At 69.3% G+C, this 15,336-nt stretch carries 11 protein-coding genes; 6 read left to right on the top strand and 5 right to left on the bottom strand.

The genetic code is table 11. The features are described from left to right. Window position 1 precedes the first annotated feature (1 nt). On the bottom strand, window positions 2-322 hold the full coding sequence (locus tag ACYVIO_RS31040; protein ID WP_460654472.1) for a DUF2530 domain-containing protein: 321 nt from the start codon (window positions 320-322) through the stop codon (window positions 2-4). Window positions 323-393: 71 nt separating this feature from the next. On the opposite strand from ACYVIO_RS31040, the gene ACYVIO_RS31035 reads away from it, so the two are divergent. Continuing rightward, on the top strand, window positions 394-1,860 hold the full coding sequence (locus ACYVIO_RS31035; protein ID WP_460654471.1) for an NCS2 family permease: 1,467 nt from the start codon (window positions 394-396) through the stop codon (window positions 1,858-1,860). Window positions 1,861-1,903: 43 nt separating this feature from the next. Here ACYVIO_RS31035 and ACYVIO_RS31030 read toward each other — a convergent pair whose 3' ends face one another. Further along, window positions 1,904-3,073, bottom strand: coding sequence for an InlB B-repeat-containing protein (locus tag ACYVIO_RS31030; RefSeq protein WP_460654470.1), 1,170 nt, complete (start codon window positions 3,071-3,073; stop codon window positions 1,904-1,906). Window positions 3,074-3,321: 248 nt separating this feature from the next. On the opposite strand from ACYVIO_RS31030, the gene ACYVIO_RS31025 reads away from it, so the two are divergent. Continuing rightward, a complete protein-coding gene (locus ACYVIO_RS31025) occupies window positions 3,322-5,826 on the top strand; it encodes an ATP-binding protein (RefSeq protein WP_460654469.1) in 2,505 nt (834 codons plus the stop codon). Window positions 5,827-5,949: 123 nt separating this feature from the next. Here ACYVIO_RS31025 and ACYVIO_RS31020 read toward each other — a convergent pair whose 3' ends face one another. Continuing rightward, window positions 5,950-7,299 (bottom strand): FAD-binding oxidoreductase, encoded by a 1,350-nt coding sequence (locus tag ACYVIO_RS31020; protein ID WP_460654468.1) that lies wholly within the window; start codon window positions 7,297-7,299, stop codon window positions 5,950-5,952. A 185-nt stretch (window positions 7,300-7,484) separates the two neighbouring features. Between ACYVIO_RS31020 and ACYVIO_RS31015 the strand changes: the two genes are divergently transcribed. Further along, a complete protein-coding gene (locus ACYVIO_RS31015; RefSeq protein ID WP_460654467.1) occupies window positions 7,485-9,551 on the top strand; it encodes a S9 family peptidase in 2,067 nt (688 codons plus the stop codon). Here the strand turns inward: ACYVIO_RS31015 and ACYVIO_RS31010 are convergent. Next, window positions 9,493-10,581 carry a hypothetical protein gene (locus tag ACYVIO_RS31010; RefSeq protein ID WP_460654466.1) on the bottom strand — a complete coding sequence of 363 codons (1,089 nt, stop codon included), beginning with the start codon at window positions 10,579-10,581 and terminating at the stop codon, window positions 9,493-9,495. The genes ACYVIO_RS31015 and ACYVIO_RS31010 overlap by 59 nt on opposite strands. Window positions 10,582-10,676: 95 nt before the next feature. On the opposite strand from ACYVIO_RS31010, the gene ACYVIO_RS31005 reads away from it, so the two are divergent. The 3 genes from ACYVIO_RS31005 to ACYVIO_RS30995 are packed head-to-tail and all read left to right on the top strand — an operon-like array spanning window position 10,677 to window position 13,846. Then, the gene (locus tag ACYVIO_RS31005; RefSeq protein WP_460654465.1) at window positions 10,677-11,126 is read left to right on the top strand and encodes a MarR family winged helix-turn-helix transcriptional regulator; all 450 of its coding nucleotides are present in this window, start codon (window positions 10,677-10,679) and stop codon (window positions 11,124-11,126) included. After that, window positions 11,123-12,424 carry an MFS transporter gene (locus ACYVIO_RS31000; RefSeq protein ID WP_460654464.1) on the top strand — a complete coding sequence of 434 codons (1,302 nt, stop codon included), beginning with the start codon at window positions 11,123-11,125 and terminating at the stop codon, window positions 12,422-12,424. Before ACYVIO_RS31005 ends, ACYVIO_RS31000 begins: the two co-directional genes overlap by 4 nt. Window positions 12,425-12,445: 21 nt before the next feature. Then, the gene (locus ACYVIO_RS30995) at window positions 12,446-13,846 is read left to right on the top strand and encodes a mycothione reductase (protein WP_460654463.1); all 1,401 of its coding nucleotides are present in this window, start codon (window positions 12,446-12,448) and stop codon (window positions 13,844-13,846) included. Here the strand turns inward: ACYVIO_RS30995 and ACYVIO_RS30990 are convergent. After that, a complete protein-coding gene (locus ACYVIO_RS30990) occupies window positions 13,843-15,309 on the bottom strand; it encodes an LLM class flavin-dependent oxidoreductase (protein WP_460654462.1) in 1,467 nt (488 codons plus the stop codon). The genes ACYVIO_RS30995 and ACYVIO_RS30990 overlap by 4 nt on opposite strands. Window positions 15,310-15,336 lie beyond the last annotated feature (27 nt).

The following is a 15,336-nucleotide window of genomic DNA, read 5'->3' as shown; positions in this document are numbered from 1 at the left end:
CTCAGTCCTCGTGGGCCGGGGCACCGTGCCCGGCCTGGATGCTCGACCAGCGGCGCTTGCAGTACGCCAAGCCGATCCAGCCGAGCCCGAAGCCTGCGACCGTGACCCACAGCCACCACTCGTCGCCGGACCGCTTCAGGTCGTCGTGGAAGATCAGCACCACCACGAACGCCAGCGCCCAGGCGACGATCCCGGCGATCACGGTCGGGATGCCGGACAGGTCGAGCGGCTTGACCTCGGCGTGCACCAGCTCGCCGCGGGCCAGCTGACTGGTCGGGTCGTTGCGCTTCTTCGGCGCCGGCGCCGCCTTCTCGTCTGCCACGTCATCACCTTAACGCGTCGGCTCGACAGGATCGCTCGCGCAGGCCCGCCCGGAACTGGCACGATGCGGTCATGAGCGAGCGCCCGGCTGTTGCCTCCCGCCCCGGTTTCCTGGACTCCTTCTTCAAGATCACCGATCGCGGCTCGACCGTCCCCCGGGAGATCCGCGGCGGACTGGTGACCTTCTTCACGATGGCCTACATCGTCGTGCTGAACCCGCTGATCATCGGCACGGTCAAGGACAGCACCGGCCAGTACGTCGGCGGCGGCACCGACCCGACCGCCTCGATCGCGAAGGTCGCCGTCGCCACCGCGCTGATCGCGGGTGTGATCACGATCCTGATGGGCCTGGTCGCGAACTTCCCGCTCGCACTGGCCACCGGACTCGGCCTGAACGCCTTTCTGGCCTACTCGGTCGCCTCGAAGATGACCTGGGCCGACGCGATGGGCCTGGTCGTGCTCGAGGGCATCATCATCTTGATCCTGGTCCTGACCGGCTTCCGCAAAGCCGTCTTCGAAGCCGTTCCACGCCAGCTGAAGGTCGCGATCAGTGTCGGCATCGGCCTGTTCATCGCGTTCATCGGCGTGATCGACGCCGGTTTCGTACGACGGCCGGCCGCGCCCACCGGCCCGCCGGTCGAGCTCGGCGTCGGCGGCAGCCTGCGCGGCTGGCCGGTCCTGATCTTCGTCGTCGGCCTGGTCCTGATCGTCACGCTGTACGCCCGCAAGGTGAAGGGCGCGATCCTGATCGGCATCCTGGTCGCGACCGTGCTGGCGATCGTCATCGAGGCGATCACCGACGTCGGCGCCCGCACCGCCGACAACCCCGGCGGCTGGGGGCTGAGCGTGCCGTCCCTGCCGGACAACTGGTTCAGCAAGCCGAACCTCGACCTGCTCGGGGAGTTCAACCTGTTCGGCTCGTTCGCGCAGATCGGCGCGGTGTCGGCGATCCTGCTGATCTTCACGCTGATGCTGGCCGACTTCTTCGACACGATGGGCACGATGACCGCGATCGGCGCCGAGGCGAACCTGCTCGACGCCGACGGCAACCCGCCGAACGCGCAGCGGATCCTGATCGTCGACAGCGTCGCCGCGGCGGCCGGTGGTGCCGCGTCGGTGTCCAGCAACACGTCGTACATCGAGTCCGCCTCGGGCGTCGGCGAAGGAGCCCGGACCGGACTGGCCAGCGTGGTCACCGGGATCTGCTTCCTGATCTCGATGGTGGTCGCGCCGCTGGTCACGCTGGTCCCGTACGAGGCCGCGACGCCGGCGCTGGTGCTGGTCGGGTTCCTGATGATGACCCAGGTGAAGGGCATCGACTTCGACGACCTCGAGGTCGCGATCCCGGCGTTCCTGACCATCATCCTGATGCCGTTCACGTACTCGATCTCGGCCGGGATCGGCGCCGGGTTCGTCTCCTACACGCTGCTCAAGGTGGTCCGTGGCAAGGCCCGTCAGGTGCACCCGCTGATGTGGATCGTGTCGGCGCTGTTCGTGGTCTACTTCGCGATCGGCCCGCTGGGCGACTGGCTGACCTGACGGCGTCCCCCGGCCCGAGGCGGGCCGGGGGAGCAGAGCGGTGTTACGCCTTGCGCCAGACCGCGGTGAGCGCGACGGCTCCGCGCTTGGTGGTGTGCAGGACGGTCGCGCCGTTCTTGTAGACGTACGCCTTCCAGCCCGAGGGCTGGTGGCCGGCGGCGTACCAGCCGGTCTTGCCGGTGTCCTTCGGGTTCTGGTAGCGGGTCTTGTCGTCGATGGACCGCTTCGCGGTCCAGCCGGCGAAGGTGTAGCCGGCGCGGGTGAAGGTGTTCTTGCGCAGTGCCGTCGACCGGTCGTAGAGCACGACCGTCGACGCCATCGACCCGGTGCCACCGTTCTTGGCGTACGTCACCGTGAACTGGAACCCGTCGAGGCGGTAGAGCTTGCCCGCGCCGATGTTGAAGCCCAGGTAGTAGGTGCCGTGCTGGTGGGTGAGGTGCTCGCTCTCCGAGCCGGAGGCGTACTCGTAGGTGCGCACCAGCTTGAACGACCAGTCGTAGACGAAGATGCGGTTGGTCTTCTGCGCGCCCTTCGGGCTGGTGATGACGTAGACGTAGCTCTGGTCGCAGTCGATGCCCTGGCCGAGGCCGGTCATCGCCAGCTTCGCCGACTTCCCGGTCTCCTCGAACGCGCTGTCGTAGGCGTAGTACTGGTTCAGTACGCCGCCGGCGTACCGGTTGTTGACCGCGTCGTAGCACAGGCCGGTCGTCGTGTGCGGCAGCCTGATGGTCTTCTCGATCGCCAGCGTGCCGGGGTTGATGATGCGGACGGCCCGCGCCTGGGTCTCGCCCTGGACCGAGTCGTCGTTGGTCCAGGCGGGGATCAGCAGCCGGTTGGTGTCGGCGTTGTAGGCGATGTCGTTGCCGTGCCCGAGCAGGTTCGTGTGGTGACCGGAGCGGATCCGGAACGTCGCGATCTTGGTCGGCTTGGCGGCGTACAGCTTGGTCTTGATCAGCTGGGTGGAGTCGTAGACCTTGGAGCCGGACTTGGCGTGCTCCGACACGACGCTGTACCAGTACGTGCCGTCGGTGACCCCGCCGTTGAGCGCCGTGTACTTGGCGGAGGTCGGCTTGGCGGTGCCGGCCAGGGTCGGGCCGGTGACCTTCGGCAAGGCGGCGCTCGCGGTGACGGTGCCGCCGGCGGTGAGCGCGGCGGCGGCGCCGAGCGCGACCACTGTCCGCGCCGCTCGGCCGATTCCGGTTCGAGTCAGCATGAAGCCCCCTTCGCTGCGTGCGGTGCTTCCCTGCGAAGCCGCACTGGCCCAGCACGATAGGGGCCGGGCAAGGTCACGGATGCCCGGCGGGACCGGCCGATCGGGCCGAAAGGGCAGACCAGGCCGCAACTTGGCTGATTCTCGTCAAGGTCTCAACCACAGCGGCGTTCCGCCCCTCGCGCGGTGGCTAGGCTGTCGAGGTCACGGCGACTCGGGGGCGTGTCGCCGGCTACCGCCGGGGGTTCGGAATGAGCCAGGGAACAATGACGCACGTCTGGGAACGGGAGCAGCAGGTCGAGGAGCTGCTCCAGGTGCTCACGCACGGAACCGGGTCGACGGTGCTGGTCACCGGCGAGGCCGGGATCGGCAAGACCACGCTCGTGCGCGAGCTGGTCGGGCGGATCGGTCCGGAGCGCCGGGTCCTGATCGGTTCCTGCGACGACTTCCTGGTGCCGCCGTTGCTGCAGCCGATCCGGGACGCGTTCCGCGGGTCCGGCGGGCCGATGGACCGGCCGGTCCCGGCCGACCTGGTCTTCGACGCCGTACTGCGGGAGTTCGAGCGGCCGACGGTGCTGATCGTCGAGGACGTGCACTGGGCCGACGACGCGACGCTCGACCTCCTCCGGTACGTCGTACGCCGGCTGGACCAGCTGCCCGGCTCGGTCGTCGTACTGACCTACCGCGAGGACACCATCGACACCCGGCACCCGCTGCGGGCTTGGCTCGGTGCGCTGGCCGACGTACCGATGCGGCGGATCCCGCTGGCTCCGCTGTCGCGTGCTGCGGTCGGTGCGCTCGCTGCCGGCAGTGGGCGCGACGCCGACGAGCTCCACGTGCTGACCGGGGGCAACCCGTTCTACCTGACCGAGGTGCTCGCCGGAGCGGAGGAGACCATCCCTGCAACGGTTGTGGACGCCGTACTGTCTCGCATCCGCCGGCTGTCGCAGGAGAGCCGGGCTGCTGTCGAGCAGCTCTCTGTGATCCCCTCCTCGGTCGAGCTGCAGTACGTCGACACTGTGCTCGACTCCGGACCGGACGGGCTGAGCGAGGCCGAGGAGATCGGCCTGCTGGAGACAGCAGGGGACCGGATCGCGTTCCGCCACGAGCTGGCCCGCCGGGCGATCGAGCAGGCGCTGCCGCCACTACGCCGGCGCTACCTGAATGCCCGGGTCCTCAAGGTGATGCTGGCCTACCCAGAAGGGCAGCGCTTCCGGCTGGTCCACCACGCAGTGGAGGCCGGGGATGTCGAGACTGTGCTGGCGCATGCCCCGCTCGCAGCCCGGGAGGCCAGCCGAGCTGGGTCGCACCGGCAGGCGCTGACCAACCTGGAGGCAGTGCTCCCGTACGCCGACCGCCTGGTGCTGGCTGATCGCGCCGACCTGCTGGACGCCTACGCCTGGGAGCTGCACATCGCGCACCGGTTCGGCGAGGCAGTCGAGGCCGGCGAGGAGGCGGTGCGGCTGTTCGAGCAGCTGGGGGAGTCGACCGCGCTGGCCGAGACTCTGCTGCGGCAGTCCCGGTTCCTCTACATGGCTGGCGATACTCCGGCTGCGGTGAAGGCGGGAGAGCGCGCTGTCGAGGTCGCTGAGTACACCGGTTCACCGGCCGTGCAGGCGTCGGCTGCTGCGGGCCAGGCGATGCTGATGGTGCTCACTGGTGCTGCGCGTGAGGCCATCCCGGCGCTGGAGCTGGCCCACGACCGTGCGGTCGAGGCGGGCCGGACGGACATCGACGCGCTCTGCCACAACTACCTGGGCATCGCCTGGTGCGATCTCGGGTCGCCGTTCGGGTTCACCCAGCTGCGCACGAGTATCGACCTGGCCAGGTCGACCGGGGACTACGAGGCCGTTGCCCGCGGCTACACGAACCTGGCCGAGATGCAGTACCGCGGCTACCGCTGGGACGAGCTGGCCGAGTGCCTGCGGGACGGGCTGGCCTTCGTGCGCGAGCACGGCTTCGGCTCGCACGCGTACAACCTGGAGGTGCACCAGGCGCTGCTGGACCTGCGCCTCGGCCGGTGGGACGAGGCCGAGCAGCGGCTGCGGCAGCTGCTGGAGAACGTGGACGACGACGGCATGATGTCGGTGATGAGCCACTCGGCTCTTGGCCGGCTGCTGGCTCGGCGGGGTGATCCGGACGCCGAGAAGCTGGTGGTAGGTGCGTGGGAGCGTGCGGTGGAGCAGGGATCGTTGGCCGGGCAGGGGTACGCCGCGTTTGCCCTGGCCGAGTGGGCCTGGCTGAACGAGCAGACCGACCTGCTGGACTCCGTCCGGGACCACGTCGACCAGTTGAGCGACGTACCGGTGGTGGATCAGATGATGCACCTGCTGCCCGGTACGCCGGGGTGGCAGCGTGACGCTGATCCGTACGAGGACGCGCTGCGGCTGGCCGACTCCGGTGAGACCGAGCCGATGCTGCGGGCGCTGGAGACCCTGGACCGGATGGGCGCCGTACCCGCTGCAGCGTTGGTCCGGCGGCGGCTGAAGGAGCTGGGCGCGTTGCGGATCCCGCGGGGTGCGCAGGCGCGGACGCGGAAGAACCCTGGTGGACTGACCGACCGCCAACTCGACGTACTGGTGCTGCTGACCGACGGACTGACCAATCCGCAGATCGCGGCCGAGCTGGTGCTGTCGGTGCGAACGGTGGACCGGCACGTCTCCGCCATCCTCGACCGTCTCGGCACCGGCTCCCGACGAGAGGCCGCAGCTGCCGCCCGCTCCCTCGGCCTCTCGAGGGAACAGCAGTCCGCCTGACGAACCATGGGCCCACGGCGACAGAGCGGTACGCCGTGGACCCATGAACTGAAGGACCATCACCAACCACCTACCAAGTACCAACCCCCGATCGGTGGCCGGAACTTGGTAGGTGCCGACGGGTTACAGCAGTGGGTGGTTGCCGCGGATGACGTCGTCCCCATCAACTCTGCGCTTGATCTCGCGCAGGCGGTCCAGCGTGGCCGCCGGGTACAGCTGCTCGATCGGCTCGACCGTAGCCAGGTTCGGCGGGACCCGATCGCTCAGGAAGCGGTCCATCCCCGTGTGCAAGCTGTGGAACGCCTTCTCGATCTCGTCGGCGTCACCGGGCGCCATCGCGATCGCCCCGGCGAGCAGCAGGTACGGCTCCTCGATCACCCCAGCGGATCCGTCCCCGGCCCGCGGCCGGGCGAACGCCCCACCCAGCCGGCGGATCTCGACCATCGCGATCGGCGTCGGCCCGTCCAGCACGAGGTCGAGCAGCGCGTCGACGGCCTCGCCGCCGAACTCGTTCAGCAGCCGGATCCGCCCGATCGCCGGCATCGGGTCCTCGGGCTCCTGCGCGATCGCACCGACCTGCCCGAACGGTACGACGCCCAGCCCACCGAACGTCGGCGCCGCCACGTCGTACAAGGGTGAGAGCAGCTTCTCCGCGTCGTCGCCGTCACCGAGGAAGGTGACGTCGATCGCGATCCACCAGCGGCCGCGCATCGGCTCCGGGACGAAGTCGGCGTCCGGCATGTTCAGCATCCAGGCCCACACGCTCAGCTCGTCCGGCGCGTCGTCGCCGACCGCGGCGAACGCCCGCAGCAGTTCGCGTCCGTGCTCGGTCGGCCAGAGCAGTCGGCCGCCGTACACCTGCTCCTCGGTCAGCAGCTGCAGCTCCAGCGCGGTGACCACGCCGAACTCGCCGCCGCCCCCGCGGACCGCCCAGAACAGGTCCGGGTCGCTCTCTGCGGTCACCGTCCGATGGTTGCCTTCGGCATCGACCAGGTCGATCGCACGGATCTGGTGCGCGGCCTGCCCGTACTTGCGGCTGAACCAGCTCAGCCCGCCGCCGACCGAGTAGCCGACGACACTGGTGTCGCCGTTGCTGCCCGGGAGCGTGATGTAGCCGGTGCCTTCGAGTGCGGCGTTCAGCTCCCTCCACTGCACGCCGGGCTCGACCCGTACGACGTCGTCGCGCCGCTCGATCCCCTTCAGCCGGTCGAACCGGAGCAGGATCGTGCCGGTCGCGGTGTCGGCGGTCGCACCGTGGCCGCGTGGCTGGGCAGCGACCTTCACGCCGTACGTGCGAGCGGCCCGGACGGCCGCCTGGATGTCCTCGACCCCGTTGACGTGCACGATCGCGGCCGGCTGCTGCGGTACCAGCATGTGCCAAGGGAGCCGTTCGGCGTCCCAGGCCGGGTCGTCGGGCGTCACCACCGGGCCACGGATCGCGGTGCGCAGGTGGGCGGTCAGATCGTTGTTCATACCGTCCATTGCAGTGGATGCCGACCGCGCCCACATCGGTCGTTCCTGCTCATCTTTGGCCCGGTGGATACCCACATCGCGAGGGTTGGTAAACTGACGGTGTCTTCGGGTTCTCCGATTCGAGAAATGTCACAGCAAAAATCCCCCTTTCCGCGGTTGCTGCTACGACGCGAAGACTCTCGGTTATGGATGACTATCTAGAGACCTATCCCGTCCAGTCCGCCCGAACCCAACGCTTCACCCTCGGCCTGCCGAAGGCCTTCGCCACCTCTCCAGACGGCGAGCGCGTGCTCTTCCTCCGCACTCGCGGCCCCGAGGATCGCACCAGCTGCCTGTGGATCCTGGACGGCGACGAGGAACGCCTGCTGGTCGCTCCCGAGCAGCTCGGCGCCGACGGCCCGATCCCCGAGGCCGAGAAGATCCGCCGCGAACGCACCCGGGAACGCAGCAGCGGCATCGTCGCCTTCTCCACCGACACGGCCCTGACCGTCGCCGTCTTCCCGGTCAGCGGCAAGCTCTGGCACCTCGACCTCGGGACAGGTGCGCTCCGCGCGCTCGAGACCGCAGGCGCGGTCGTCGACCCACGGCTCGACCCGACCGGCCACCGCGTCGCCTACGTGACCGACGGCAGCCTGCACGTCCTGGAACTTGCCGACGGCAACGATCGCCAGCTGGCCGCCGCCGACGGTCCCGACGTCTTCTGGGGCCTGGCCGAGCACGTCGCCTCCGAGTCGATGCACCGCACCCGCGGCCACTGGTGGTCGCCGGACGGCACCCGCCTGCTCGCCACCCGGGTCGACCAGACCCAGGTCCAGCGCTGGTGGATCGCCGACCCGGCCAACCCCGCGAGCCGTCCCCGCGAGGTCGCCTACCCAGCAGCCGGTACGGCGAACGCCGCGGTCACCCTGCACGTCCTCGACCTCGACGACGGCCGCGTCGACATCGACTCGGGCGACTTCGAGTACCTGCCAACAGCCGCCTGGGACGCCCACGGCGTACTGCTCAGCGTCCAGTCCCGCGACCAGAAGACCGTGCAGGTCCTGGCCGCCGATCCGACCACCGGCAAAACCTCGGTGCTCCACGAGCAGCGCGACGACGCCTGGGTCGAGCTCGTGCCCGGCACTCCGGCCAGGACCGCCTCCGGCAAGCTGATCGTCGCCGACGACACCCCCTCCACTCGCCGCCTCCTGGTGGACGGCCAGCCGGTGACTCCGGAGGGCCTCCAGCTCCGCGCGGTCCTGGACGTCACCGGCGAGGCAGTCCTCTTCCAGGCCAACGACGAGCCGACCGAGCGTCACCTGTGGCTGCACGACCCCACCGGACTCCACCAGCTGACCAACAGCCCAGGCGTCCACACAGCAGCCGGCGGTGTGGTCGTCTCCAACACCGAGACCGGCCAGGCGTTCGCCGTACGACGTACTGGTCGCCAGCTCAAGTCCCTGGCGGCGCGGCCGACTCTGCAGCCACGCATCACCTGGCTGCGCGCCGGCGACCTGCAGCTCCGGACCGCACTCGTCCTGCCCACCTGGTACGAGCCGGGGACCAGGCTGCCCGTCCTGATGACCCCGTACGCCGGTCCGGCGCTGCAGGTCGCGGTCCGCGCCAGCACCCCACTCTCACCGACCGCGCAGTGGTACGCCGAGGCAGGCTTCGCCGTGATCATCGCGGACGGTCGCGGTACGCCGGGCCGCGGTCCGGCCTGGGACAAGACCGTGTACGGCGACACCCTGTCGCTGCCGCTGGAGGACCAGGTCACCGCACTGCACGCAGCAGCGGAGTACTGCCCCGACCTGGACCTGACCCGCGTCGGCATCACCGGCTGGAGCTACGGCGGCATCCTGTCGACCATCGCCGTACTGCGTCGGCCGGACGTGTTCCACGCCGCCGTCGCCGGTGCCGGTCCGAGCGACCCGAGGCTGTACGACACGCACTGGCGTGAGCGCTTCCTCGGCCACCCGGACGAGAACGCCGAGGCCTACGACCGCAGCTCACCCCTCCCGGAGGCAGCTCAGCTGACCCGCCCGCTGCTGCTGGTGCACGGACTGGCCGACGACAACGTGGTGGCCGCCCACACGCTCCGCATGTCAGCCGCACTCCTGGCTGCAGGCCGCCCGCACCAGGTGCTACCGCTGTCCGGAGCGACGCACATGCCGACGGACGAGGCGACCTCGGAGGGCCTGATGCGGCACCAGCTCAACTTTCTGCGGGAAGCACTCGGGATCGCAGTTCCAGGTACTCCGCCCGCGCGGTGAACAGCTCGCGGAGCTCGTCGGTGACGTTGTCCAGGAACTCGGTGCGGTAGGTGGCGTCCGTCATCAGTGAGATCGAGTAGTACAGCCCGGTGAAGTTCGCGATCCCGACCGCGACCTTCACCAGGGCCGCACTGATCAGCACCGGGTGGCCGAGCAGGTCGAACGTGTACGACCAGGAGCCGGTGTCGACGCCCCACTCGCCGTAGATCTTCTCGCTGATCGCGAGCATGCCGAAGGCAACGAAGAAGGCGCCGACGCCGGCGCTGACCACCAGGACCTGCATCCACTGCCGGACCACCAGGCTGATGCTCAGGTTCAGCCGCTGGATCCGGCGCAGCGGCGGGCCGGTGCCGGCGTCGCGCTCGATCCGGTCCAGCTCCTGGGGCAGGCGCAGGACCAGGAACAGGTCGCTGAGCAGCGCGAACGCGATCGCGGAGAGCACGATGAACGCGATCGGCATGCCCGCGAAGACCTGCCACATCTCGGTGTTCACGAACAGCACCAGGGAGAACACGAGCAGCAGCGGCAGCGCCCGGATCAGGCTGGCGACGGAGTTGGCCAGCTCGCTTGCGAGCCGTCGTACGCCCCAGACCGTCGTACCGATCAGGCCGTAGCCGACCACGACGTACACGAGACCGAGCAGGACCAGGTTGCTGACCGCGACGCCGAGGAACTGCTTCCACTGGAAGTGCGACACCACCGGCAGCAGCGCGGGCAGGAGCACGAACACGGCCAGCTCGGGCGTCCCGAACCGGGTCGGGAACGACCAGAACGGGCGGTCGCGCATCCGGTTCAGCAGGCCGAAGCCGCCGATCAGGACGGCCAGCCCGCCGAGCACGGCCAGCGCGTTCTCCCACCAGTGCCAGGTCAGCTCGATCGCGCCGAGCACCTCGGCGAGGAAGACCAGCGCCAGCACCGGCGTGGCCCGGGCGAAGATGTCGTGCGTCGGCGAGAAGTCCTCGATGAACAGCGGCAGCCCGGCCCGCCGGAACCGCTGCTCGTACTTCACCAGCTCGACCGGAGTCCCCATGGCGGCTCACCCTAGTCGCCGGCGGTGTCGTACCGCTGGGTGGAATGTTCCGTAACTCTTTTTCGTTAGCAAAGGTAATGAGTTATGCTAACGATATGCCCGAAGTCGTAGCCCAGCAGGTGAAGAGCGACGTCGGGCTGGCCAGCGCGTTGCGGTCGTCCACCCTGCGGCTGTCCCGGCAGATCCGGCGGCAGCGCGAGGACGGGCACGACCTGACCGCGAACCAGCTCGGCGTACTCGGTGCTCTCGGCAAGCACGACGCGATGACGGTCGGTGAGCTGGCCGCGCACGAGCAGGTCAAGCCCCCGTCGATGACGCGGATCGTGTCGAACATGGAGGACGCGGGCCTGCTGGTCCGCCGTCCGCACCCGACCGACAAGCGCCAGATCGTGGTCGAGCTGACCGACGCCGCCCACGCCCTGCTGCGCGCCAACCGCCGGCGCCGCGACGAGTGGCTGCAGACCAAGCTGAAGAAACTGACTCCCGAGGAGCGCGACATCCTGCGCAAGGCAGCACCTGTTCTCGAACGACTGGCGGGCTCGTGAGCCCGACCTTCCGGGCCTTCAAGGTCCGCAACTTCCGTCTCTACGCCTCCGGCGCGATCATCTCCAACACCGGCACCTGGATGCAGCGGGTCGCCCAGGACTGGCTGGTCCTCGAGCTGACCCACTCCGGTACGGCGCTGGGCATCGTCACCGGCTTGCAGTTCCTGCCGGCCCTCCTGCTGTCGCCGTACGCCGGTCTGGTGGCCGACCGCTTCCCGAAGCGCCGGGTCCTGACCATCACCCAGCTGGCGATGGGGTCCGTCGCGCTCGTGCTCGGCACGCTCGCCGTCACCGGGGTGGTCCAGGCGTGGCACGTCTTCGCGCTGGCCTTCCTGTTCGGCGTCGGCACCGCCTTCGACGCCCCGACCCGGCAGGCCTTCGTGGTCGAGATGGTCGGCAAGGACGACCTGCAGAACGCGGTCGGACTGAACTCGGCGTCCTTCAACGCCGCCCGGCTGATCGGCCCTGGGCTGGCCGGCCTGCTGATCGCCTGGATCGGGACCGGTCCGGTGATCATCATCAACGGCTTCAGCTACGCCGCGGTGATCCTGTCGCTGTGGCTGATGGTGCCCGACGAGCTGCACACGCCGAAGATGGCCGGCCGCGAGAAGGGCATGATCCGCGACGGCATGCGCTACCTGTGGCGCCGGCCGGACCTGATGATGGTGCTGGTCGCGGTCTTCTTCGCCGGGACCTTCGGGCTGAACTTCCAGATGACGTCGGCCCTGATGGCCACCAGCGCGTTCCACAAGGGCGCGGGGGAGTACGGCATCCTCGGCTCGATCCTCGCCATCGGCTCGCTGATCGGCGCCCTGCTGGCGGCGCGGCGGGTCCGGACGAGGGGCCGACTGGTGATCGGCGCCGCGCTGGCCTTCGGCGTGATGGACGTGGTCAGCGGCCTGATGCCGACGTACCTGTCCTTCGCCGCGGTGCTGCCGCTGGTCGGGTTCACCGCGCTGACGATGCTGACCGCGGCCAACGCGACCATGCAGCTCGGCATCGAGCCGACCATGCGTGGCCGGGTGATGGCGCTCTACATGACGGTCCTGATGGGCGGTACGCCGATCGGCTCGCCGTTCATCGGCTGGATCGGCCAGGAGTTCGGCGCCCGCTGGTCGCTGGTCGTGGGCGGTGGACTCACCATCCTCGGCACGGTCGGCTCGGTGCTCTACTTCTCCCGCCGCCAGGGCCTGGCCATCCGGCCGCGCCTCCTCCCGAGGCCGCGCCTGGAGATCCTCCCGCAGACCGAGCTCCTCGCCGACAAGGCAACCGTCGAGACCAACCCCAAGGTCGCTTGAGCACTCCGTCAGAATGAGGGGGTGACTCATTACGACTTGGTGATCATCGGTACCGGTTCGGGCAACTCGATCCTCGACGGGCGGTTCGCGGACTGGAAGACGGCGATCGTCGAGCGCGGCACCTTCGGCGGGACCTGTCTGAACGTCGGCTGCATCCCGACCAAGATGTTCGTGCACACCGCCGACCTGGCCAAGACCCCGTCGTACAGCTCGCGCTTCGGGGTCGACGAGGACCTGACCGGCGTCCGCTGGCCCGAGATCCGCGACCGGATCTTCGGCCGGATCGACCCGATCGCGGCCGGCGGCGAGGAGTACCGCGAGCACCACGCGGACAACGCCAACGTGACCGTCTACCACGGCACCGGCCGCTTCACCGGCACGAAGGAGCTGTCCGTCACCGCCGCGGACGGCTCCGTCCGGGTGATCACCGCCGACCGCGTCGTGCTCGCCTCCGGCAGCCGCCCGAACATCCCGTACGTGCCCGGCCTGGCCGAGGTCGGCTACCACACGTCCGACACGATCATGCGGCTCGGCGAGCTGCCGGCCCGGCTCGGGATCATCGGCAGCGGGTTCGTCGCCGCCGAGTTCGCGCACGTGTTCTCGTCGCTCGGCGTCGAGGTCACGCTGATCGCGCGCTCCGGCCTGCTGCTGCGCCACGAGGACACCGAGATCGCGACCCGGTACACCGAGCTCGCTTCTGCGGCGTACGACGTACGGCTGAACCACGACACGGTCAGCGCCCGCCGGCTTGAGGACGGTTCGATCGGGCTGGAGACCCTGAGCCCGGCCGGCCGCGACGAGATCATCGTCGACGAAGTCCTGGTCGCGATCGGCCGCCGCCCGAACTCCGACCTGCTCGACCCGGCCGCGACCGGCGTGACGGTGGACGAGGACGAGCGTGTCGTCGTCGACGCCCAGCAGCGGACGGTCGTCGACGGCATCTACGCGCTGGGTGACCTCTCGTCGAAGTACCAGCTCAAGCACGTCGCGAACCACGAATCCCGCGTCGTACAGCACAACCTGCTGCACCCGGACGAGCAGATCGAGTCGGACCACCGGTACGTCCCGTCCGCCGTTTTCGGCTCGCCGCAGATCGCTTCGGTCGGCCTGACCGAGGAAGAAGCGCAGGAGCAGGGGATCGAGTACGTCGTGGGCCGCGCCGACTACGCCGGCATCGCCTACGGCTGGGCGATGGAGAACACCACCGGCTTCGCCAAGCTCCTGGCCGACCCCGCCACAGGCCTGCTGCTCGGCGCCCACATCATCGGCCCGCAGGCCAGCGCGATCCTCCAGCCGATCATCCAGGCGATGAGCTTCGGCCTCGACGCTCACACGATGGCCCGAGGCCAGTACTGGATCCACCCGGCGCTGCCCGAGCTGATCGAGAACGCGCTGCTCAACCTTCCGCTCGAGAAGAGCTAGCGGAAAGCAGCAATCACCTCACCCGCGGTGTCCAGCGGGCTGAGGTCGTCGTCCAGGTCGGGCAGGCTGAACATCACCTCGGCCGCACCCGCTTCCGCGAGCTCGCGGAAGCGGCTGACCTGGTCGGCAACCGTGCCTGCGTTCACCGCCGCGGCGTACTTGGCCGGGTCCTGGTTGCGTGGCCGCAACTGGTTGACCAAGGCATCGACCTCTCGCTGGTCCCGGCCGATCAGCGTCGTCGACAGGTGGGTGAGCTCGATCTGCCGCGGCCGGCTCTTCAGGTACTCCGCCTTCTCCCGCACCTGATCAGCACCGCCGAACACGTTGGCCGCATCGGCGTACCGCGCCGCCAGCCGCAGGGTCCTTGGCCCACTTCCACCCACCAGCAAGGGCACGCGTTCCTGCAAAGGCCGTGGGTAGCACGTGGTGTCCGGTACGTCGAGAACCTTGCCCCTGAAGGGTTTGTTGCCCGCTCCCCACATCGTCGGCAGCAGCTGCAGCGCGTCCTCGAGCAACGCGTACCGCTCACCGACCGCCGGAAACTCCCACCCGTACGCCTTGTGCTCGGCCTCGAACCATCCCAGCCCGACCCCGCACACCGCGCGTCCACCACTCAGCACATCCAACGTGGCAACGATCTTCCCCAGATGCGCGACGTTCCGGTAGGTAATGCCACTGACCAACGTCCCCAACCGAACCCGCTCGGTGCACGCGGCCAGGTAAGCGACCGTCGTCCAACTCTCCAGAAAGTCCTCCCAGGCCCGTCCCACCTGCGGGATCTGCCGGAAGTGATCCATCACGTACACCCCGTCGAACCCCGCGGCCTCAGCCCGTACGCCGACCTGCCGGATCCACTCACCCGTCGTCTTCCGCCCGCCCTTGTGCGTGTAGCTGCTCACCTGCAGCCCGAACCGCAACCCCCGCGGCGCCTCGACCTGCCGCCGTACGGCAGCCTCGGCCTGCACGAACGTCTCCGGCACGACCCGTACGTCGGTCGCCGCCTGCAACACCTCGTCGAACCCGTCGGTCGGCAACTCCTTCTTCACCGCACCCCACGTCTTCAACTGCGCCGTGAGCACGTCCGCCGGGATCCGCTTCGCCCGCTCCCGGTTCCGCCGTCGGCACTCGGCCGCCGGCGTATCGAACGCCACCGCCACACACGGCACCCCGTGCTCCCGAGCCAACGCCAACCACCCGAGCCGCCGCTCCCGATCCATCCCCAAGGTGTCGATCACGGTCGTCAGCCGCCGCCCCACCCGCTGCCGCACCACCTGCTCCAGCAGGTCGAACGCGTCAGCACTGGCTGCCAGGTCGTCCTCCCCGGCACCCACCAACGCCCGCAGCCGATCACTCGACACCACAAGCTCCGCCGCGAACCGCCCCGCCGCCCACGAGGACTTCCCCGCCGCCCCCGGCCCCACCAGCACCACCACGCACGGAGAAGGCAGCTTCCGCTCATCCATACCTCAGTGTGCAGTCTCTATCCTTGG

This window comes from Kribbella endophytica (assembly GCF_054781295.1).
The sequence above is the reverse complement of the archived record's forward strand: the minus strand, read 5'-3'. Positions and strand labels throughout refer to the sequence as shown.

Coding starts and splice junctions, on each gene's coding strand:
- ACYVIO_RS31035 (WP_460654471.1), top strand. CDS start 394: ATGAGCGAGCGCCCGGCTGTTGCCTCCCGCCCCGGTTTCCTGGACTCC.
- ACYVIO_RS31030 (WP_460654470.1), bottom strand. CDS start 3,073: ATGCTGACTCGAACCGGAATCGGCCGAGCGGCGCGGACAGTGGTCGCG.
- ACYVIO_RS31025 (WP_460654469.1), top strand. CDS start 3,322: ATGAGCCAGGGAACAATGACGCACGTCTGGGAACGGGAGCAGCAGGTC.
- ACYVIO_RS31020 (WP_460654468.1), bottom strand. CDS start 7,299: ATGAACAACGATCTGACCGCCCACCTGCGCACCGCGATCCGTGGCCCG.
- ACYVIO_RS31015 (WP_460654467.1), top strand. CDS start 7,485: ATGGATGACTATCTAGAGACCTATCCCGTCCAGTCCGCCCGAACCCAA.
- ACYVIO_RS31010 (WP_460654466.1), bottom strand. CDS start 10,581: ATGGGGACTCCGGTCGAGCTGGTGAAGTACGAGCAGCGGTTCCGGCGG.
- ACYVIO_RS31005 (WP_460654465.1), top strand. CDS start 10,677: ATGCCCGAAGTCGTAGCCCAGCAGGTGAAGAGCGACGTCGGGCTGGCC.
- ACYVIO_RS30990 (WP_460654462.1), bottom strand. CDS start 15,309: ATGGATGAGCGGAAGCTGCCTTCTCCGTGCGTGGTGGTGCTGGTGGGG.